Annotated in this window: 16 protein-coding genes; all 16 read left to right on the top strand. The window is 36.8% G+C overall.

All coding sequences use genetic code 11. From position 1 onward, the window contains the following. The first annotated feature begins 385 nt into the window (after positions 1-385). The 16 genes from EZ449_RS08655 to EZ449_RS08585 are packed head-to-tail and all read left to right on the top strand — an operon-like array spanning position 386 to position 23,356. Positions 386-991 (top strand): DUF4255 domain-containing protein, encoded by a 606-nt coding sequence (locus EZ449_RS08655; protein WP_131557728.1) that lies wholly within the window; start codon positions 386-388, stop codon positions 989-991. Beyond that, on the top strand, positions 991-2,097 hold the full coding sequence (locus EZ449_RS08650; RefSeq protein WP_131557726.1) for a hypothetical protein: 1,107 nt from the start codon (positions 991-993) through the stop codon (positions 2,095-2,097). The genes EZ449_RS08655 and EZ449_RS08650 overlap by 1 nt, the downstream gene beginning before the upstream one ends. 17 nt (positions 2,098-2,114) lie before the next feature. Then, positions 2,115-3,893 (top strand): phage tail sheath C-terminal domain-containing protein, encoded by a 1,779-nt coding sequence (locus EZ449_RS08645; protein WP_131557724.1) that lies wholly within the window; start codon positions 2,115-2,117, stop codon positions 3,891-3,893. A gap of 4 nt (positions 3,894-3,897) precedes the next feature. After that, positions 3,898-5,328, top strand: coding sequence for a phage tail sheath family protein (locus EZ449_RS08640; protein WP_131557722.1), 1,431 nt, complete (start codon positions 3,898-3,900; stop codon positions 5,326-5,328). A 21-nt stretch (positions 5,329-5,349) separates the two neighbouring features. Next, positions 5,350-5,784, top strand: a complete 435-nt coding sequence (locus tag EZ449_RS08635) for a phage tail protein (protein WP_131557720.1) — start codon at positions 5,350-5,352, stop codon at positions 5,782-5,784. Between the two features lie 5 nt (positions 5,785-5,789). Beyond that, the gene (locus EZ449_RS08630; protein ID WP_131557718.1) at positions 5,790-6,245 is read left to right on the top strand and encodes a phage tail protein; all 456 of its coding nucleotides are present in this window, start codon (positions 5,790-5,792) and stop codon (positions 6,243-6,245) included. Positions 6,246-6,250: 5 nt separating this feature from the next. Continuing rightward, positions 6,251-6,412 carry a DUF5908 family protein gene (locus EZ449_RS22625; protein ID WP_165499726.1) on the top strand — a complete coding sequence of 54 codons (162 nt, stop codon included), beginning with the start codon at positions 6,251-6,253 and terminating at the stop codon, positions 6,410-6,412. 2 nt (positions 6,413-6,414) lie between these two features. Next, positions 6,415-7,134 (top strand): CIS tube protein, encoded by a 720-nt coding sequence (locus tag EZ449_RS08625; RefSeq protein WP_131557716.1) that lies wholly within the window; start codon positions 6,415-6,417, stop codon positions 7,132-7,134. A gap of 6 nt (positions 7,135-7,140) precedes the next feature. Then, positions 7,141-8,868: a type VI secretion system tip protein VgrG gene (gene vgrG, locus EZ449_RS08620; RefSeq protein ID WP_131557714.1), complete on the top strand. Its 1,728-nt coding sequence runs from the start codon at positions 7,141-7,143 to the stop codon at positions 8,866-8,868. Between the two features lie 2 nt (positions 8,869-8,870). Continuing rightward, positions 8,871-9,149, top strand: coding sequence for a PAAR domain-containing protein (locus EZ449_RS08615; protein WP_131557712.1), 279 nt, complete (start codon positions 8,871-8,873; stop codon positions 9,147-9,149). Between the two features lie 2 nt (positions 9,150-9,151). Further along, positions 9,152-9,571 (top strand): GPW/gp25 family protein, encoded by a 420-nt coding sequence (locus EZ449_RS08610; RefSeq protein ID WP_131557710.1) that lies wholly within the window; start codon positions 9,152-9,154, stop codon positions 9,569-9,571. 3 nt (positions 9,572-9,574) lie between these two features. After that, positions 9,575-12,889: a hypothetical protein gene (locus EZ449_RS08605; protein ID WP_131557708.1), complete on the top strand. Its 3,315-nt coding sequence runs from the start codon at positions 9,575-9,577 to the stop codon at positions 12,887-12,889. After that, positions 12,890-16,828 (top strand): hypothetical protein, encoded by a 3,939-nt coding sequence (locus EZ449_RS08600; RefSeq protein ID WP_131557706.1) that lies wholly within the window; start codon positions 12,890-12,892, stop codon positions 16,826-16,828. 11 nt (positions 16,829-16,839) lie between these two features. Beyond that, positions 16,840-20,514, top strand: a complete 3,675-nt coding sequence (locus EZ449_RS08595; protein ID WP_131557705.1) for a hypothetical protein — start codon at positions 16,840-16,842, stop codon at positions 20,512-20,514. A gap of 8 nt (positions 20,515-20,522) precedes the next feature. Next, on the top strand, positions 20,523-22,010 hold the full coding sequence (locus tag EZ449_RS08590; protein ID WP_225872272.1) for a contractile injection system tape measure protein: 1,488 nt from the start codon (positions 20,523-20,525) through the stop codon (positions 22,008-22,010). After that, a complete protein-coding gene (locus EZ449_RS08585) occupies positions 21,977-23,356 on the top strand; it encodes an ATP-binding protein (protein WP_131557701.1) in 1,380 nt (459 codons plus the stop codon). The genes EZ449_RS08590 and EZ449_RS08585 overlap by 34 nt, the downstream gene beginning before the upstream one ends. Position 23,357 lies beyond the last annotated feature (1 nt).

Raw genomic sequence — 23,357 nt, 5'->3', positions numbered from 1 at the left:
AGGGCAAAAAATGGCAATATAATTCAAGTTTATTTACATCTGTATTTTTAATTATACGTGTAAAAGATTGGTTATGATAGTTTTATGAATAACGAAAGTTTATATTACTACAATTTGTTAAAGAGCTTACTATAGATTACCAGGGAAAGTTGACTATTTATCATTTCATTCTCAATAGGAGTATTCTTTCAAGTTGTTGATAACTAAATATTTAATAGGTCATTGACTCTCTAGAATCTTTGTTTTTGTATATAAAATCCAAGATTTCTCAATTTTGTATCGGTGGATAACTTTATTTAAAAATGTTGATAACAATTGTACAGTTCATGTATAAGTTTATGATAATCATTTACTTACCAATCTAACCAGAATTATTTTTTCGTCTATGATTAACACTGCTCTAGATTTTATTTCGAAAGAAATTAATGGCTATTTAAACAATATTGCGGGTACCACAATAGAGGATTATATCGTGGTTTCGAGCATTGTTTACGATGGCAAATTAGCTATCCCCGATAAAACATTGGGTTTAACTTTAATGAATATTGAAGAAGACCGGGTAGCTAAAGATCAAAGGGTAACGGTTAGAAATATGCAAGGCGAAATCGAAACCCGAAACCCCGATATTTACCTTAATTTATTCATACTCATCTCAGCAAATTTCCATTATGAGGAAACAGAATCTCCAAGGTTAGATTATTTGGAGGGCTTAAAAAGACTATCTCAGGTAATTTCCTTTTTTCAGGGAAAAAGCATTTTTACACAAGCAAACTCGCCGCTTTTGGCTTTAACCGATAGTAAAATAGAGCGGTTAAGTGCGGAGCTTTTTAGCTTCAACTTCGAACAAATGAACCATTTCTGGAGCATTATTGGTCACAGTTATTTACCATCAGTGTTATACAAAATAAGGATGTTAACCATTCAAGAAAATGTACAGTTGGCGCCTGATGGTATTGTAGAAAACATTTTACTAAACACAAGAACTAAGTGATGACGGCCTATAGCAAATTATTTTCGGTGAATGTACGTCATAACTATTATGAAGATTATTTGTGTGAGGATTTAAGTTTTGTACCCACTCAAAACTCAAGTTCAATAATGCGTAATCAACGTTTATTGTACAAAGCTTTTGCTACTGGTTTCAGCCTAATTTGTGAGGTTAATAGTGAAAAAAAACCATTAATTAAGCTTTCAGAAACCAAATTTCAATTCGGAATAAGTTTAAAACTAGCTGCCAAATTTATGGCGATAACTAATCTAAATGAAACTACTCCCGCGAAAGAATTTTTGAGCAATAAGAAAATTTATTTAACCAATGTTGGTTTAAATCCCGATTTAAAATATTCCATAATTGATGCTGTAGTCGGCGATTTAATGAGTTTGAATTTTAGTTTGGCAGCCAATAGTGAAATCACATTAAGGGTAAATTCTTTAGAAAAAAACAATTTGGTAATTGCTTATGATACCAATGGAGGACCAATTCCAAGTCCATACAAAATTAAAAAAAGCGATGACGGAACTTTCAGCAAACTGCTAGATCTATCCAAACTGACTGATGGTTTATATGCTATTTCTATCAAAAATGCTGCTGATACAGGGAACGATTTATTAAGTTTTAAAATCTTCAAAAGCAATGAATTAAGTGCTCAACCCAATTTTGGCGTATTGGATATCAAAATACCAGCCTTGGATGCTGCCGCTGTTGAAACCAAATTCTCGATCAATTTTTTAAGAAAAGAAACCACTTGGAAATATTATGTGATTAATCAAAGTGGAATCGATTTAGATGATTTTGGTCTTTTTGTTAATGATAAAAGTGCCGATGGAAGTGCAAGTGGCAACCCAGTTTATTCAAATTATACTTTCGCTGGGATTCCTGTTCCTGCCGATGATACCGATCCTATTAACAAAATTGCTGATGCGGAGATCGTTCTTTTCACCAGTAATGTAAAGATTCCATTTTTTCAAAAGGTTAAAACAGGTCTAGAGCTTAGCAAAAAAGATGGTCCGACAGAAGTGGTTTTATCAAAAAACTTACCTAATCCAACAGCCGAAAAGCAGGCAGGTGAGGAGAGTAGAATTTACATATATGTTTAAAAATAATTCATAAAGATATGGCGCTAACATATAAACATCCAGGAGTTTACGTTGAAGAGATTTCGACAATTCCACCCTCAATTGCACAGGTAGAAACCGCAATACCGGGATTTATCGGTTATACCGCAAAGCGAGAAAAAAACGGATCGACTTTCGATATCAACACTCCGCAACGAATAACTTCAATGCTGGATTTTGAGCAATATTTTGGTGCCGCATTTCCCGAGGTCTTGGAAGTAACGATCGATAATCCTGAAAATGGATCAGCGTTGCCAAAAATCGTTGTCGCTCCAGCAGCAGATCCATCGGGTTATTTGCTCTATTACCATGTTAAAATGTTTTATGAAAATGGCGGCGGACCATGTTTTATCATTTCGACAGGAACTTTTAATGCCGTTCCGGCAATCGATAAAACGGAATTGAAAAACGGTTTAGACGCCTGCGAACGGGAAGATGAAATTACTTTATTGGTTATTCCAGAGCTTGTAAATTTAACCTCTGCCTCGCAAATAAAAGAACTTAATGATGCCATGCTTGCCCAATGTGCCAAATTGCAGGATCGTTTTGCCATTTTGGATGCACTACAAGGAGATTTGACAACACCTTACTTAGTCGCTGATAAATTTAGAAACGATTACGTCAGTTCTGATAACCTGAAATATGGCGCCGTTTACTATCCACAGATAAAAAGTGGCGCAATTTATAATCGAGTTGCCGATGAAAACATTTTAATCGCAGCAGATAATAGAGGTGGGGCAAACGCAGGGATTTACAAATCTGTTGGCGATGTATTTAAGCCGATAACCGATGTTATTAAAACGGCCGCACAAGTTGGAATCGCTGCATCGACAAAAATTACAATAGACGCTACACCAACCGAGAACCAATCGACTAGCATAGCTGGCATCAGTTTAACATTTGGCCCAGAGGGAATTGCAATTGATGGCACTACAACAGCAACTGCGAAAAGTTTAAAAGACGTGATTAACGCCAACGATGATTTAAAACTATTGGTTCTGGCAGATTCTACAGCAAAAGTAGTCACCATTACTGCCTTGAAATTAGGTGCTGATGGCAACAATATCCCCGTAGTTTACGATCCAAAAGGTGGTGCGTTGGCTGTTACGCTCGAGTCGCCAAGCTTAACTGGTGGTTTCGATAGTGTAGATTTTGTGCTATTCAATCAAATTAAGGCTGCTTTAAATGCATATACGGTTCCACTTTACCCATCGGGGATGATGGCAGGCATTATGGCTCGAGTAGATAATGATCGGGGCGTTTGGAAAGCGCCTGCAAATGTAAGCATCAGAACGGTTGATAAACCCTTAATTACCATCAGCGATGAAGAGCAAGATTACTTAAATGTAGATCCAACGGGAGGAAAAAGCATCAATGCCATTAGAAAATTTGCTGGTAAAGGTACCTTAGTTTGGGGTGCCAGAACATTGGCAGGAAATGATAATGAATGGCGTTATGTTCCTGTTAGGCGGCTTTTTATCATGGTCGAAGAGTCTGTTAAAAAGGCAACGGAATTTGTAGTTTTCGAACCAAATGATGCTAAAACTTGGGTTAGAGTGAAAGCCATGTGCGAAAACTTCTTAAACCAGTTGTGGCGACAAGGTGCTTTGGCTGGTGCAAAACCAGAACATGCCTATTTTGTAAATGTTGGTTTGGGCATAACCATGACCTCCCTTGATATTTTAGAGGGAAGATTAATCATAGAAATAGGAATGGCTGCCGTTAGGCCAGCAGAATTTATCATTTTAAAATTTTCTCATTTATTAGCAAAATCTTAAAGCTATGGCACAGAATTATAAAACTCCAGGTGTTTATATTGAAGAAATCAGTAAACTTCCTGCATCCATAGCACCTGTAGAAACTGCAATTCCAGCTTTTATGGGTAGAACAGAAATTGCTAAGGATGAAAATGGCGATGATATTTTTCCTGCCGTTGGCAAACTTCCCTCACCAATTAGGATAACTTCATTTTTAGATTACCAGAAATATTTTGGCGGTCCAAATTCCGAAACGGATGTTTTCAAGGTCTCTGGCCTACCAACCATTACCGATGTAATTGTAAATGGCGCTGTACAAAGCAGAACCATTACCTGCAATGCCCGTAAGGATTTTGCAAGTGGAAGATACATGTATTACGCCATCCAAATGTTTTACGCAAATGGTGGTGGCCCATGTTATATCGTTTCTAGTGGTAATTATAATAGCCTTTTAAATGATGATGCGGGAAATGCCAGCTTAGCCGCAATTGCGAAGGTTGATGAGCCAACTATGCTGATTTTTACAGATAAGCATAATAGCGCTGGCGCAGCAACATCTGGTTATGCCACACTTTACAATAATGCTCTAGCTTTATGTAACAAGTTGCAAGATCGCATTGCCATTTTAGATCCATGGAAACTTTCTTCAGTTCCTTACGATGATGCCATAATTATTCGCAATGATGTAAGTATGGCTGATTTAAAATACGGTTGCGTTTATTATCCTTGGCTAGAATCTACCTTAAATTACGGCTATAATGAAGATTTAATTCTGGTTAAACATAATGGTCCGTATGACGGTAAGAGCTTAACCGCTATTAAGGCGATGGACTTAAACACTTATCGTTTACTCAAGGCAGAAATTAATAAAAATGTGATTGATTTACCACCATCGAGTGCTGTTGCGGGTGTAATGGCACGGGTAGATAACAATCGGGGCGTTTGGAAAGCGCCTGCAAATGAAAGCCTGAATATGGTTAGTGGCCCATCGATAAAGGTTACGGCACAGCAACAGGAAAACTTAAATATCGATCCAACTACTGGAAAATCCATCAATGTGATTCGCTTTTTTACAGGTAAGGGAACATTGGTTTGGGGCGCCAGAACTTTGGCAGGAAATGATAACGAGTGGCGATACATTTCGGTTAGACGCTTTTATAATTTCGTAGAGGAAAGCGTTAAAAAAGCAACGGAGTTCGTTGTTTTCGAACCTAATGATGCCAATACCTGGTTACGAGTAAAAGCCATGTGCGAAAATTTCCTAAATCAGCTGTGGCGACAAGGTGCTTTGCAAGGTGCAAAACCAGATGATGCCTTTTTCGTCCGCATTGGTTTGGGTATCACCATGACTTCCTTAGATATTTTGGAGGGAAGAATGAACGTCGAAATTGGGATGGCTGCTGTTCGTCCGGCAGAGTTCATTATCCTAAAATTCTCACATAAATTACAAGAATAAACATCATAAATTCTAAATATTATGGCAAATACTTATCCATTGCCGGTCTTCCACTTTCAGGTGGAATGGGGCGGCTCACGAATTGGTTTTACTGAAGTTAGCGGCTTAACAGTAGAAACCCAACCGATAGATTATCGAGAGGGTAATTCTCCAGAATACCATGTTACAAAAATGCCTGGAATGCAGCAATATTCTGCTATTTCAATGAAGAGAGGTTTAACAAAGGGCGATAATGAGCTTTTCCAATGGTTTAATACGGTAAGCTTGAATAAGATTGAGCGAAGAGATTTAACCATAAGTCTGCTTAACGAAAGTCATGAGCCTGTTGTGGTTTGGAAAGTTAGAAATGCATGGCCATCAAAAGTAGATGGACCGACACTTAACTCTACAGGAAATGAGGTGGCAATTGAAACCGTTGAACTGGCACATGAAGGTTTGAGCATCGAATTTACTTAAACGTTATGGCGGCAAAATACCCTCCAGTAGGTTTTCATTTTTTACTTCGGATAGAAGGGCTAGAACTCGAATACCCAGGTATGGCTGATATTGGCTTTACTGATGCAACAGGATTGGAGGCAAATATAGCAACTGAAGAGTATAAAGAGGGTGGCGAAAATCGCTTTGCACACAAATTACCAACAGCGATAACCTACAGTAATTTAACACTTAAACGAGGAATGTTAATCGGATCATCAGCAATGAAATGGTTTAAGGAAAGTGTAGAATCTTTCACCTTTAAACCGCGAGATATTACATTGATTTTGCTTAATGAAAAACACAATCCATTGCAGGCCTGGAACTTTGTAAATGCTTACCCAATAAAATGGGCAGTTGAGGGATTTAATGCGCAACAGAATGGAATCATAATCGAAAGCATTGAATTTGCGCATCAATATTTTAGGAGGATAGATATTTAAAGATTATGCCTGTAGAAATAAGAGAACTCAATATCACGGCAACTGTAACTAATAATGTTGCAGGTTCTGTACCGGCAAGTCCATCAGGACAAACCGCAACAGATCGCAAAATGAAAAAGGCATTGGAGGAATTAAAGCAACAAATTAAAAACAGAAACGAGAGGTAATTATGGCGCTAAGTCAGCTTTTTGGAGAATTGGGCAATTTAGAAAAGCTCATTATCGATGTTTACACCAACGATAACTTTTCGGGTTCGCCTGTAGAAAGCTTTAAGGTTTTATATAATCCGAACACTTATTTTATTGAGTATAAAAATGAGCTGGATAACAATGCGCCTGCCAATGCAGCTGATAGTGTTGGGCAATTTAAATCATCAAGAGGAAAAGAATTAAAGCTCGATTTGTTATGGGATGCAACCTCAGCTTCTTATTCGGGTAACTCTGCTTTTCAATCTGATATACAGAAAGATAAAACAGTTCATAAGGTAATTGAAAAGTTTATCGATACCTGTTTTAAGATCAAGGATGATACGCATCAACCCAACTATTTAAAAATCCATTGGGGGGAATTAACTTTCCAAGGAATGCTTACAGCGGTTAAGGTTACCTACACTTTATTCGATAATACCGGAAAGCCTTTGCGGGCAAAAACTGATTGCACTTTTACCAGTTACACCTCTTTGGTAGAGCAATCGAATGAGCTGCAAAGAAGCTCCCCAGATTTAACACATTATAGAAATGTAGAAGGCGATAGTCCGCTACCGATGATGACATACAACATATATAAAACAGATAGATATTATTTAGAAGTGGCTAAAGCCAATAAACTAAATAATTTCAGGAAGTTAAAACAAGGACAAAGCATTTCGTTTCCGCCAATAGAAAAATAGTAGAACATGCCACAAAACTCAGGAGTGCAATCTTTTAGTATCACCATTGGGGGCGAACCATTATCCGATGCTGTTGGGATATTAGAAATAACAGTTACTAACATCGTAAACGCCATTCCAAAAGCAAAAGTTATAGTAATGGATGGTAATGCCGCTGCTCAAAACTTTGATTTAAGCAACGGAACAGACTTTATCCCAGGCGCAGAAATTACTATTTCGGCAGGATATGATGGAAAAAATGAATTGATTTTTTCGGGACTGATTATCAGCCAGACCATAAAAGCGAATGAGGATGGTAGCCTGCTGGAAATAGAATGCCGACATAAGGCAATTAAGTTAACAGCGGGTAGAAAGAATAAGATTTGGGAAGATGTGAGCGATGAAGATGCGATAAACGATTTATTAGGACAAAATGGAATTTCTGGCGATTTGAATGATTTAGATTTACATCACAAACAACTCGTTCAGTTTAATTGCAGCAACTGGGATTTTATGATCACTCGTGCAGAATTGAACAGTGCTTTGGTAATTGCCGATGCTGAAAAATTAATTATTGCAGCGCCAGATGTTAACCAGGCCAGTACGGCAACTTATACATACGGTGCTGAAATTTATGATTTTGAGGCGCAGATGGATGCCAGAACGCAGTTTCCTGAAGTGCTAACCAAAACCTGGGATTACACCAATCAAGAAGTGAAAGAGGGAACTTCTTCAGATAAACCAATGCCAGCACAAGGAAATATCACTGGCGATGACTTAGCAGAAGTATTAGGTTGGGCGGATAGTAGTTCTTATCATTCTGGAAATGTTGCAGAGCAAGAGTCGAACCAATGGGCAACTGCACAATTATTTAGAAGCAGGTTAAACCGAATCATAGGCAATGTTAGGGTTTTGGGTGATCATAAACTTAAGCCTGGAATTATTGTCGAACTTTTGGGAATTGGAGATAGATTTAGTGGCAAATGTTTGGTAACGGGTGTAATTCATAGTTATTCTGGCGAGGCGGCTTGGTACAGTCACGTTCAGTTTGGCCTAGATAAAACGCTGCACAATTATAAGTTTGATGATTTGGTAGAAAAACCAGCAACAGGAATTATTCCACCGGTAAATGGATTGCAAATTGGCATTGTAACGCAATTGGAAAGTGATCCTGATGGAGAAAGTAGAATTAGGGTGCGCTTACCAACGGTTGAAAAAGATGGTGATGGCATTTGGGCAAGACTTGCGAGCGTAGATGCCGGAAAGGATCGTGGTTGGGTATGGAATCCAGAGATTGATGACGAGGTAATTATTGGTTTTATCAACGATGATCCTCGAGATGCTGTGATTTTAGGTCGGTTATATAGCAGCGCAAATCCGCCACACTTAACATTTAAGGATGACAATCACCAAAAAGGGTTACAAACTCGTAGTAAAATGCAAATCCTTTTTGATGATGAAAAGAAAATCATCAACATAGAAACACCAGCAGGAAACAAGATTACACTTAATGAAGATGGAAAAAAGATCACCATTGAAGATCAAAATGGAAATAAGATAGAAACCAGCGATGGTGGAATTACAATTGAAAGTAGTAAAGATCTCACTTTAAAAGCCTCAGGAGATATTAAAATTGAGGGAAAAAATATAACAACAGAGGCGAATGCCCAATTGAAACTAAGTGGAAGTGCTGGTGTAGAATTAAGCTCATCAGCTATTGCAAAAGTTAAGGGAAGTATTGTCCAAATAAATTAGCTATGCCAAACGCAGTAAGAGCAACAGATATTACCAATCATGGCGGAACAATTGTCGGGCCTGGGGTACCAACGGTTTTAATCGGTGGCATGCCAGCTTGCGTGGTGGGAGATAGTCATGTTTGCGTTTTGCCACCAAATACGCATCAGCCAACGGTGAGCGCTTTCCCTGCAGGAAGTACAACTGTCTTTATCGGCGGCTTGCCAGCAATAAGAACTGGCGATGCGTGTATTTGTGGCGCTAGTGCCGTGGTTGGTTGTCCGACAGTTACAATAGGTTAATTATGGAAACAGAAAGCAGCTTTTTAGGAACCGGATGGGCTTTCCCACCAAAAATAATCAAATATGGTGATTCGAACCATTTTGCTACAAACATGGCTAGTGATGTTGCCGATATTAATCAAAGTTTGGAAATACTTTTTGGCACCGCCGTTGGTGAACGTGTTATGCAGGCAGAGTACGGCTGCAACTTAGATGACATGCTTTTTGAACCCATTAATGTAACCTTGGTGACGAGAATTACAGAAAGAATCCGGAGGGCAATCATCTATTACGAGCCGCGAATTAAGCTCGATAAACTCGATGTTTTTAAAAACGAGGAGAATGGTATTATTAATCTCGTGGTAGAATACACAGTTAGAAGTACCAACACCAGGAACAATATTGTATATCCATATTATTTAAACGAGGGAACAAACCTTTAGAAAATGAGTAAAAATTGCAATAAAAATAATGCACCAAGAAACGGAACCAACCGTTTAAATCGCTTACCCCAAGCGTTGGATGCATCTTTTGTTGCCATTGATGAACGAAGCAAGGAAGCACTTTATCAATTTGTAGAGCGTTTGAGTGCTTATATTAATTATTACTACTATAATGGTGCTGAAAATAAAACCACTTGGCAAACAGTTTTCAATCTTAATGAAATTAGGAATGATGGCTTAACCGAACCCCATCTTGCGCTTTTTGATGCTTTTTTGGATTTATATGCCATCGCACAGAAAGACTTAAATCAATTTACGGCCAAACACTTAGATTATTTTTTTGAAACAGTTTTAGGTTTTGAAAAGAAACCAGCATCGCCAGATAAAGTTTACTTAACTGTGGAGTTGGCAAAACACATTTCTCAATATATCTTAAATGACAGCACCGAATTTAAGGCGGGTAAAAACAGCAATAAAAAAGAACAGTTCTATAAATTACTTTCCGATTTTAGTTTTAGTAACGCTCAGGTTGGTAGCATAAAATCCATCTTGGTTGATTCGGTTGAGAAAAGTATCATTGCTAGATCACCAATTACTAATTCTGGCGATGGAATTGGTGGCGATTTCGTTAATCAAGATAAAAGCTGGGATGCTTTTGGTGATATTAAACGTGAAAAAGCAAAGATTGGTTTTGCAATTGCTTCGCCGTTGTTTAGGATGGCAGAGGGGAAAAGAAAAATCACCTTAAATATCCAATTGGTTGCTGGTTACAAGACGGCGCCATCAGTATCATCAGCGAATTTCAAAGCATTGGTAAGTGCAGAAAAAGGATGGGAAGAAATCGCCATTCAATCTGCAGCGTTTATAAATACTAACACTTTACAGCTGGTTCTTTTTGCTGATGAAACCAATCAGAAGATTATCGATTACGATTTAAAGCTTCATTTGGAAGATTTTAGAGCCACATATCCTGTGGTTAAGATCGAATTAATTCCCACTAGCGGACTTTATAACTCATTGATGTTTGCGCCAATAAGCAGCGTCAAAATTAATACTGATGTTAGGGAAGTTAAAAATCTTTTGGTGCAAAATAGCTTGGGCAAGTTAGATGCCTCAAAACCAATGGAACCTTTTGGTTCGATACCAACCATTGGCGCCAATTTTTATATCGGTAGTTCTGAGGTTTTTCAGCATGAATTAAAAACGTTAAACCTAAGTTTTGAGTTTTTGAACTTGCCAGGCATGGCTTTCAATAATTATTATAAATCTTATGCAGAACCAGCAAAGCTATATGAGTTTCTTCCTTTAGTCATGATGCAAACCATCGCATTGGCATCGTCTTCAGCAAAGATTGGAACGACTACTGATGACGCTGATGTAAAAACACTTGCAGATACTACACCAATTTCAAAAATTAAGAGTGACACTACAACGAAAGATTCTTCGGTGGCACAAATGTTATCTGTTATTCCAAAATATTGGGAAAAGGATGAAATTAAGACCTTGTTTAGCAATTACGTTAACAATTCTAGTTTTAAGGCTGAGGTTTCCTATCTCGATCATCGTAGCTGGATTCCATTACCACCTGCAGCTCCGCAGAAAGTAAGTTTATTCGGTACATCAGATGCAGCAGCGCCTGTTGCATTATTTAAGTCTAATTTGTCTGTTCCAACAACGTTGAAGTCAAATTACAATACAAATGCTGGCGATGGTTACGATCTAAATTCTGAACGTGGTTTTTTAAAATTAAAGTTTACTGATGGAAAATTCGGCCACGCAGATTACCAATTGGCCTACAGTAGGGACGTTTTAAATAACGTTAAGGAAGATTTATCAACAATAGAATTACCAAATGCGCCTTATACGCCACTCATTCAAAATCTAAGTTTGAGTTATACTTGCGAAACAACCATTCAGTTGACGCCTACAGTAGATTCAAAAAACATATACGACAATAGAGTTCATCAGTTCTATGTTTCAGCGCCATTCGGACAAGCAGAAGTTCATCCTTTTAAAAATAAAGGCGTGGTTTATTTGTTGCCAAATTTTGTAAACGAAGGTGAGTTATACATTGGGTTGGTTGATGTTGTTGTGCCTCAGCAATTAAGCTTACTGTTTCAGGTGAGTGAGGGCAGTGCCAATCCTGATTTTGATAAGGCCATTTTGAGTTGGGCATATTTGCAAAATAACAACTGGTATGATTTTAAAAACATAGAAATTCTACGAGAGCAAACCAACGGGTTATTAACCACCGGAATTGTTACCCTTAACATTCCTAAAACCGTTAATGCAGATAATACTTTGCTGCCAACTGGTTTTGTCTGGTTGCGAATTAGCGCACAAAAGGATGTGCTTTCTATTTGCGATATTATCTCTATAACTGCTCAAGCTGCGGAAGCTGAATTTTCTATATATGAAGATGTTGTGCCTGAAAGTATAGCTATTGAAGCTAGAGTAATTAGTAAGCTAAAAAATCCCGATGCTGCGGTAAAAAAGGTTGCCCAGCCTTACGGATCTTTCGATGGAAAACCTGCAGAAAATGGAAATGAATATTATTTGCGGGTAAGTGAAAGGCTTAGGCATAAGGGAAGATCCATCACTTTGTGGGATTATGAGCGGTTAATTTTAGCGCAGTTTCCAAATATTTATACAGCTAAATGTATCAGCCACACAAGTTATAATGGCAATGTCGGTACTTATAACTCATTGTCGCCGGGTGCTGTTACCATTATCGCCGTTCCAGATATCTCGATTTCGAATGCCCCAAATCCTTTAAAGCCTATGGTTTCGAAAAATACACTTGAAGAAATTAAGGGTTTTATCAATAAAAAGAATTCTGCATTTGCACAATTGAATGTCCAAAATCCAATTTACGAAGAAATTAAGCTTCATTTTCATGTTAAGTTAAAAGATGGTTACGAAGAAAATATCTATTTGCCAATGCTCAAAGAACGAATTAGGGGCTTGTTGGCGCCTTGGACGAACAACAATGCTGTGCAATTAGAATTTGGTGGAAAAATTGAGAAATCTACCCTAATCTATCAACTCGAGAAACTGAGTTATGTAGATTATATTACTTGTTTTAAAATGTTTCTTATTCGCCCTGCTGGTCTAGAAGATATATCTACTAGGGATCTTGAACGGGCAGAAACAGCAACTGCTGCCAGTATTTTAACCTCTTTTCCTGAACATAGTATTTTAAATATAAATGATATTGCTGGCATTGAAAATCCAGATTGTGCATGTGTAGATTGCGAAGATAATATCATAAAATCAACTAAACAGTTTGTTCCGGTAAATGAATGTGGTTGTAACTAAATGAGCAACTTAACAATCATATCGAAAGAAAATCCTCCCTTGGAAAGTATGCATTTCGACAAGCTGCGGGAAAAGGGTTTGCAGCGGATTCAAGAGTTGAGTAAAAACACTTGGACAGATTACAATCTTCACGATCCTGGTGTAACAACATTAGAGGCGCTTTGCTATGCAATTACCGATTTAGGTTATCGCTTAACGTTCGATATGCAAGATTTGCTTGCGAATAATCCGAATGCTGAAGCGGATATCGATTTCAAAAACTTTTTTACAGCTAGGCAGATTTTGCACAATGGCCCAGTAACGATTAAAGATTTTCGGAAACTGCTGATGGATGTTGCAGTGCAAGTTGGTGGAGAAACGATAGGTATAAAAAATGCTTGGGTAACGCCATCTGTCGAATCTGAAATGAAATTATATGTTGATAAGGTTAAAGAAAAACTCGATTATTTTCCTACATCAACTGATCCGAATGGGTTCTTTCTTAAGGGATTATATAATTTTTTGTTTGAATTCGATCAATCTATAAATCATGGCGATTTAAATTCCAATTCACTTTCTGGTACATACATCATTAACGATTTTGTGGATCCGCTATTAGACGGCGTAGAAGTAGAGATTACTATTCATTTTCCTCGTTGGGATGATTCTGGCGTAGATTTTGAAAACGATGCATCGATTACTTCAAAAATCAAAAGCATAAAAGTTGAATTTGATGAAATGCCAACTGGATATCTGCTTTGGGATAGCAATGATTTGGATGCCACAGTTACTTTAAAGGGGATAAAAACAATTGCAAGTGTGCCTGTAGATATTCCAGATCTAAATCTTCTGGATGACAACATTAATAATTTTATTTTCGTGGCCACGGATGGGATTTTGCAACGCTACAAAACAAAAATTGCGATTGTTAAAAGCATCCTAAAAAAAGCTGAAGATAGGTTGAATGATAATCGTCCGCTTTGTGAGGATTATTTCAATACACGGGCTTTAAAAGTAGAACAAATTGCTATTTGTGGTGATGTAGAAATCGACCCATTTGCAGATGCGGCTACAGTTGCAGCAAAAATCTATTTCGAAATTTCTCGCTTCCTATCTCCAGATGTTCTTTTCTATAGTTTGCCCGATATAAAAGCGAAAGGTAAATCTACAGAGGATATTTTCGATGGACCTGCTTTGGAACATGGTTTTATAGATGATGATGAATTAAATGCATCAACTCAAAAATGCACCATCCGAGTGAGTGATCTCATCCAGATTATGATGGATATTGAGGTTGAGGGCAAAAAAGTAGTGCGATCGGTAAGTGGCTTACAATTGGCCAATTACCCGGAAGATAACGACGAAACCATCGCTCAAAAAAGTGTCAAATGGTGCATGTCCTTGGCTATTGATCAACTTTATGTACCACGATTATCACCTGAACTATCAAACCTTTCTTTCTACAAAAATAATTTGCCATTCTCTTTCGATAAAGATGATATGGATATGAGGTACAAGGAATTGTTTTCCAATTCTAGAAAACGCTATCCAGAAAACCCAATTCTAGATCGCCCTTTGCCCGCTGGTAAATGGCGAGAAACTACGGATTACACCTCAATCCAAGAAGATTTTCCATTGGTTTATGGCGTCGGGTCTGACGGCATTCCAAATTTGCCGATAGATAACGATGCTCGAAATGAAAGAATTACGGATGCAAAACAATTCAAGGGATTTCTTTCGTTTTTTGATCAAATGCTCTATGGTTATCTGCAACAAGTAAATGGATTGAAATCACTTTTTAGTCTTAATCAAGAATTAGATCAATATGGCCAACCACTGTTAAATAAGACTTATTTCGGCGAGCCATTAACTTCAGCAACCCTTGATGTTGTGCCGAATGCGAATAGTCAAGAGATATTTGCTGATAATTATAGCAACCAACTGCAAGCAATTACTGAAACAAAGGACGATTTTGAAAAGCGGAAAAACCGTTTCTTGGATCATTTGCTTTCACGTTTCTGCGAACAATTTAGTGATTATGCTTTGATTGCCTATACCATAGATGGGCAAAAAGCAGGAGCAGAGCTGATAAAAGATAAGCTAGCATTTTTAAATTCGTATCCAGAGATTAGCAGCAACCGCGGTAAGGCTTTCAATTATAAAAACGAACTAAGCTGGTTTTACAAGAACGTTTCTGGGTATGAAAAACGCGTTAGCATGCTACTTGGGATTGATCCAAAGAAGCCCGAAGATCTTTTTTTCTCTCATCAGTTTAGGGTTTTAAAAACAGGTACCGTATGGAGTATTGAGACAAAGTCTGGTGGCAAGGTTTATTTTCAAGGTAATAATCCCTTTAAAAATGAACTGCTTGCTAAATCCGGAATGGAGAAAATGATTAGTGCAGGAGTACATCAAAATAATTATAAAATCATATCTGGTTCGGCTCTAAATAAATATCAAATAGTGTTATTTGATGATCTTGTTAGCGAAAATATTATTGCACAGAGTAAAAATACAGCACTGACTTTAATCGGTGCTAAAACTTTAATTAGCGATCATATAATATTGGTTAATAATGAATTATATAACAATAATTTAGCAAATAGAAAGAATTTAGCACCACCAATACTGGCTTATTTCGAGGTGTTAACGCACACTGTTGTCAAAACTACCGTTCCATATTTACACAAAATAAAATATCAATTATTCGATCAGCCTAAGGATGCTCTTGTGAGAAAAATAATTCTTAAAGGAGATATAGAGGGGCCAGAAGTTACAGGTTTGGATGATGCTGAAACTTTAATGAATACAGAGATTAGTTTGCTTTGGAAGCTGATTAGGTTTGCCTCTGACGTTGATTACTACCGTTTCGACCCTGAACACGTAATCAATTATGAGCCAAACTATCGTTTTGAGGTATTTGATATCTATGGAAATACAATTGGGAAACATCAAAGTAAGAACTATAATGGCCCATTGGCTGAAATTATTGAGGACAGTGCCTACACTCCACAATTAAAAATTGTTGATTCGTTGTCTAATAATGGCACTTATACTGTTAATAATACTGTAGCCACCGGACCGAATATTAAAATAGAGATTAACGAGACCTTGCCAAATAATTATCCCGATGGAAAAGTCAAGTTTACAGAAACCTTTACTGCTGAAGTCAGCGATAACGGTCGTGAATTAAGCTTTGATGGTTTAGATCTCACTTCACGCATGCGTGTTGGAGATAAAATGACTTTGATAAAATCGCCAGTGATTTTAATTGAATTTGAAATCTTGAAAATCAGTTATACAGACAACAAAACTACCATTATTTCATCTATAGTGTTGGATCATATAGTAAATGCTAAAATACTGTATGATAATCTATTTTCTATTAAAAGTATAACACCAAAAACAATTACCATTAGGGCTGTAAAGGAGAAGTTGGCTGTTCAGGACATGGTCAGCTTTTTCAATAAAACCTTTATCGATCGGGAGGGAATTCACTTGATCGAACACTTACTCCTACGACCAAAAAAAAATAATTCCGATAAATTGCTGAACATCCATAACGATGTAGATTGCGAACAATGCAAGATAACCGATACTTACAGCTTCGTTATGACGGCTGTTTTACCATATTGGCCTGATCGATTTAGAGATCGAAATTTCAGAAACTTTATAGAGAAAACCTTACGAGAAGAAAGCCCAGCACATGTTGCAATGAATATTTGCTGGGTTAGCCCTTTACAAATGGGGCAATTTGAGAAAGCATACAAGAATTGGCTTATTCAAATCAACACTACCAGTTCGGGAGACGTTGAAAGGGTGCAGGCGCTTAAAAATTTTATAGAGATTATTCAAGGTTTAAGGAGTGTTTATCCATCGGGCAAACTGCACAGTTGCAATGAAAACGAAGTACAAAAGAACACGCTTATCCTCAATCAAACTAACATTGGCATTTTTTAAAAATCTAAGCTATGGAACTCATTAATACAACCACCGTTTTTGAAGAAAATCAAGTACTTACTGCTGGTCAGCTTAACACCATGCAAGATTTTCTTTTTCAGGAAAATAGGCTAACCAGAACTCGATTGATTGGTAGAGGTATTGCTTATGGACTTGAAGTAAATATTAATTCGAATCAAGTTAATATTGCTAAGGGTGTGGGTGTTACTTCATGGGGCTTTTTAATTTCGTTAGGCGATTGTAATCTAACTCACTACAAGGAATACAAACTTCCAGAGGGATTAATTTATCCTTATTTTATGGATGGCTTAGGGAATGATGTTCCCTTATTGGAATTGTTTACAGCAGAAAATGCTTTAGCCACTGGAGCAAAACAGATAGATTCTGGCTTGATATTAAGTAATTACATTGTGCTACTTTTCTTGGAGCCAGCAACGAAGAACCTCCAAAGTTGTTTAGGGAAAAGCTGCGATGATTTAGGGATCGAAAAGACTTTCACTGTTCGGAAGCTTTTAATTACCATCGATGACTTAAATAAAATTAATGCATCAAATGCGAATAGAGGTGGTGCGAAGTATCCTGCGTTATACAATCTCGAAACAATAAATTATCCCCGGGCATTGATCACACCAGCTGAGGCTAGGAATTATGCAGATTTAGTAAATAGTTATTTAAGTCCGGTAGCAGCTATTTTGGCCGATGTAACCAATCAACTGGAAATTATTTTTAAAGAATTACCGATTCTACAGCGCAATTTTCAAAACACAGATATCGGCACAATCCGTGCTAATTGGGAAAATAAGCTGATGGATTTGGCATCGAAATACCTAAATGGAACTGCTTACGGCTTTCAATATGTTTATGATGCTTTTGAGGATATTATAAAGTCTTATGAAGAACTCCGTTGTGCAGCAATGCACCTAAATAGTTCTACTTTGCCCAATGCAGATGCTTTTCCGATGCATTTAATGCTTGGATCGATAGACTGTCCGCCATCAATTAATCGCCAAGAATTTGAATATTCACCCCTTTTTAATGAACACAAAGATTGGAGCAAGAAAGTGGTTTCTATTTTCGGAAGAACAATGACCATGCTCGATGGCTATTTCGATGATTTAACAGAAAAAGGCAAAAAGGGCGTTTTGGCTACGCCTAGTAAAGAAAAATGGCAAAATATAGGTAAAAGGACATTGCCAATTTATTTTGATCCTAATAATAGTGATTTTGAAAAGTATTGGAACGAATCGCTTTGCCACGGTTGCGATAATGGAAAGCCGCTAAGTTATCATTATCAATTGCCGTTGGAAGCCCAAGAATATGGATTAGATAAATTATCTGCACCGCTGTTTTATAATTTCAATGATCAGAATTTCTTCCGATTAGAGGGGCATTTAAGTTTAGACCAAGCAACCGCTGTTAATCAATACAAAAAAATGCAGCGTAGGTTCAATTTGCCATTAAAGGTTAGATCAATTTTTATGGGCGTTGGTGGTTCTGTAACGAGCAACTGTCGCTATCCTGACCTTGATTCACAATATTTAGCTTGGAGGAATTTGATGTTGTACTACCTCAATAACCTCATTAAATACAGCAATTTGGCCGAAAATATGGCTGGAAGATTTGATGATGTAGTTGATGCGGCTAAAGATGCTTTCGACAATGTGATGGGTAACGAAAAGGAGCCAGCCGCTGAAAGTCCCAATGCAAACGGCGCAACTGCTGAAGCACCAAAGGTTAATGTTGATAAGGTTAAAACCTTTGCCACTTTAAATAAGAATTTTATTAAAATGGGTACTGTTTCCGAAAAGATAAATCGGACAGATTACACCAAAATTACCACCATAAAAGTTAAGGCAGAAGATGCTAAAGATGATATCGAAAAAGATGTTTTAAATTGGATATCAAGGTTTAATGCCAATATCGAAGATTTAATTTCATTAATGACATTGGAGTTTTCTGATTTTAAGGATCAAGAATTTAAGATGAAATACACCGGTTTTCTAGACCTGTATGTTGACGCAATGAAAACTCTTGTTAGCATTATTAACAAGGAAAAAGACAAAGAGTTGCTCTCCTATTTAATGATTGGTAGTTTGATTCATAGAGCTTTAAATGTGATTATGATTCGGCCTTATGTAACCATCGGAACGATTATGGATACTCGAAAACAGCGAAATTCGAGTTTAAATATCAATAAATCATTAGCAGATTATTTAAGAGATAGTGCAGCGGAGCATCTTGCTGGAGCCGAACGCGGCAATACCTTGCTCTTGTTATATCATACGGGAAAGGAAAGCGAAATAGTCACCAGGCCGCAGGTATCGCTAGGCAATTCTCGATTGGAAAAATTAAGTGAATTGAAACTGGCAGAAGATGCAATCCATGCCACATATAAAGTTAAGCTGCAAAGTATTCAAGAAGTAATTAAAACAAAAGCTGAAGATATTAAACGAGCCGAATTTGAGGTAGATAAAGCACTCGAAGTAAAAGTAGCTGAGGTTAAAAATCGCGTGGTACTAAATGAAGATCAAATTAAAAAAGGCGAAGAAGAATTAAATTCAGAATTACTTACCCGTAAGAAAGCTTTGTTTAGCACGACAAATAGTGAAACCATTTCCAAAGCCGAAGAATCACTTAAAAAAGAATTTGAGGATAAGGTTAATGTTTTGCGTAAAAGTGCTATTAAAGATGAGAATAAGGAAATTAAAGAGGTTTCAAATGCCTTGAAAATTGATTTAGAAAACAAACGCATAGGGATTACTGAAGAAATTGATAAGAAAACTAAGGAGGAAATGGATACTCAGCAAGAATACCAAAGTCGGTTAGATTTGTTGAATATAAAAAGAAAAGCAGTTGAAGAAGAAAAAGATGATGTATTAGAGGAAGTTGTGGTTGCTGCAAAAAGAATCACTAGAAATAAGTTTCTTACAGATTTTGAGACCAAGTTTAACAAAGAGTTCAATGCCATGGCTGAAAAAATTGGAGACAATGGCTTGAAGAATTTGGGTGCTAATGTAATCGCCGATTTTACAGTTTACGAAGATGATAGTTGCTGTGATTGTAATCCAAAAGATGCCAAGAACAAGGAATTAACGCCATTAGCCGTGCCAATTTCCAGAATAGTAGCTTATAACCAAAGCAAAGCCACTATTAGTAAAGTTCAGGTTTTAAATAATTTATACCATCCAGATTTTTATGAAGTAGCGGTAAAATCAGACCCAAAATATGGTGCAATTACTTTTGAGGAAGAGGTTTATGAACCTATGCCAGATAAAAAACGGCAGGTGTTGGTTTATACGTTAGATCCCAAAAACCTCGATCGAAAATCGTTATCACAAATGGTTGTAATCGATGAATTTGATTATGTGATCAAAGAAAAGGAAACTGGAGAAGAAGTTGGAGCATCAAAATTGAGTTTCTTTATTGCCGTGGGTACAATTGCCCAGCAAGAATTTGAGCTTAGCGGAAGAGTTACCGGTGTTAAGGCTTTTACCATAACAGCACGACAAGGCGATGCGTTAATTAAAACGCAACAGTTCACGGGATCTTACTATAACATTTTGTTACAGCTCGGTCAGTATCAAATTACGGTAACACCATCTGTAACGCAATATCCTCCACAAAATAGGACTGTAAAAATAGAGGATAAGGATAATTTTGCAGATTTCGAATTTGGTAAAGTATAAAAAAAACGATGAGTAACCACATCATACATTCTCAAAAAATGATGCTAACAGTAGATAGTCAGCAGGATTGGGAACTTGTGCAAGCTCAGGTTAAGGATTTTTGCAGCAATGATTTACCAGATTTATTCAATTCTATTTTCGATCAATTGGCTACTTTAGAGAGCATTCGCATTGATAAATTAAATTTGAATTTGGGAAATGTGCCCTTAGATAAATTGGTTGAAGTTATGAAAGAGCAAATTCATAATCAATTATATAAGAAATTGAACGACTATAAATTAAGCAATATGAGTGATGAACTTACTTTAACTAATAAACATTCTTCATTGTTTAAAAATGTAGGAAGTTTTTCAAAGCAGGCATTTCGCAATGAGCAAGGAATTTCCAATAAAGTTGAAACTCATGTAAATGATTATGAAGCACTAGTTTTCTATTGTGAAACGGGCACAAAACCTTGGTGGGTTTCTTCTGAAGTTAATTTTGAACCCAATAAAATTTTGTTAAATATCTATAAATACGATAAGCCACTTTTTGTGCAATTGATCAACGCGGTTAAAGAAGATTCAGTTGTATATCATCGATTAAAACAATTAATTAATAAGTCGATCTTCTTTCATAATTATTTAATATTTAATGAGTACACAAATTTTTTAAGTTATTTTATTTCAATGGTTAATATAGATTTATATAATCTAATTCTTGAAATATGGCTTTCTAAAATTCATCAAAAAGATAGTGAAATTACATATCAGAATTTGGAAACATGGTTGTTGAATTTTGTGAAAGAACATCCACAATTAAAGGTCAATATAGCTGACATTGTGAGGGATTATTTAACAGATAACATTTCAGCAAAACAACAGCAAGTAACCATTATGCCATTGTCTAACTTTTTAACATCTAAAATAAAGAATAATGATGATGAGCCAAAGCATCGAATAATGAAATTAAAGAAGAGCATTCAACAAAAAACGCCTAGTAAAAAGCTCGTAATAGATTCGTTAATGATCGAAAATGCAGGTTTAGTTATTTTTCATCCTTTCATCCAACCACTTTTTAGGCAACTGCAGTTGGTAAACGAAGATGGCTTTTTAAATGATTTGGCGCAGCAAAAAGCAATAGTTTATTTACATTATTTGATTTACAACGAATTGCCAGAAGATGAAAGCTTGCTGTTGTTAAATAAAATATTGTGTGGCGCAGAGCCTGAAATGATTATTGAATTTAACAATATAGCGTTTTCTGCAGAAGACTTAGCAGAATCTAATGAATTAAAAAAAGCAATAATAGGGCATTGGAACGGTTTAAAATTAACATCGCCTGCAGGATTAACAGAAACTTTCATCCTTAGAAATGGTATCTTAAATTACAAGGATGGCAGTTGGAATCTTGCCGTAGAAAAAAAAGGTTTTGATATCTTATTTGATCAATTGCCTTGGGGATTCTCAATTATAAAATTGCCATGGAACAAATATTTAATACAAGTAAATTGGTAAATACAGAATTGCAAGCCAATGCGAACGCTATTCAAGCCGAATTGGCATGGTTTGAAGAAGTGTTGCAGCTCCGCAGTGCCATAAATTTTGGAAATGTTCCTTCAGGGACTTCAATTTTCGATGCTGAGCCTCCAGATTTAAATGCTAGTACATCAAAATACGGCAGTTTTGTTTCAGCCCATAATTTTAATTTCGAGGAGAGATTATTACTTTTCTTAGCCATGGTTAGTCAGGTTAAGCCACAGTGCCTAGATATTTTTCTGGTACAAAATGCCGCAACCGGGCAAATATTCACAGAATTTGGAGGCAGAAAAGGGAATGTATTTAGTGGCTTTCTACCCACAGCAGAAACATTTCTTTTTATAATTGCTGCAGATAATCTTTCGCTTAGGTTCGATTTACTGAAGTTGTTTGACGCTAAACACCCATTATTTGCATTGGATGTGATGGAATACGAGCCACTGCCGCCGGGTGAACCTATTTCTAGTATTCCTTTACACATTAACAAAAATTGGTTCGAGGAATTCACAACAGGAAAAAGAAGTCGGCCTCGTTTTTCTACGGAATTTCCGGCACAGCTTATAGAAACTCAAATGGAGTTTAATGAACTTGTTTTACCGCATCAAACCATGGATCAGCTTGATTTGATAGCCACTTGGCTGCAACACAATGATACAATGATGAACGATTTTGGACTGAAAACCAAACTCAAGCCTGGTTTTAGATCCTTATTTTTTGGCCAGCCTGGAACTGGAAAGTCACTTGCGGCAGCATTGTTAGGTAAAAGACATGGTTTTCCAGTTTACAGAATAGATTTGAGCAGAATTGTGAGCAAGTATATTGGCGAAACAGGCAAAAATTTATCAAAGGTTTTTGATGCCGCCGAAAATCAGCAATGGATATTATTTTTTGATGAGGCAGACGCACTTTTCGGCAAACGAACCAATGTTAGCGATGCTCGTGATCGATACGCAAATCAAGAAACAAGTTACTTGCTCCAAAGAATTGAAGACCATAATGGTTTGGTTATTTTAGCAAGTAATTTCAAACAGAATATAGACCAAGCATTCTTACGACGCTTTCAATCCATTATAGAATTTCCGATTCCAGAAGCAGAGCAACGTTTAAAGCTCTGGCAACAAAGTTTTTCTGCAATTACTAAGTTAGAGCCAAAAGTTAATCTTGTGGAGATCGCTACGAAATATGAACTTTCTGGAGGGGTAATTATCAATGTAGTGAGGTATGCGACCCTAAAAATGATGAAAGATGGTGTTTCTCAAATTCGGCAAAAGGATATTTTCGATGGAATAAAGGCTGAACTTAAAAAATCTGGAAGAACAATGTAAA

Origin of the sequence: Pedobacter frigidisoli, from assembly GCF_004331675.1 — a bacterium.
Classification (GTDB): domain Bacteria; phylum Bacteroidota; class Bacteroidia; order Sphingobacteriales; family Sphingobacteriaceae; genus Pedobacter; species Pedobacter frigidisoli.
The sequence above is the reverse complement of the archived record's forward strand: the minus strand, read 5'-3'. Positions and strand labels throughout refer to the sequence as shown.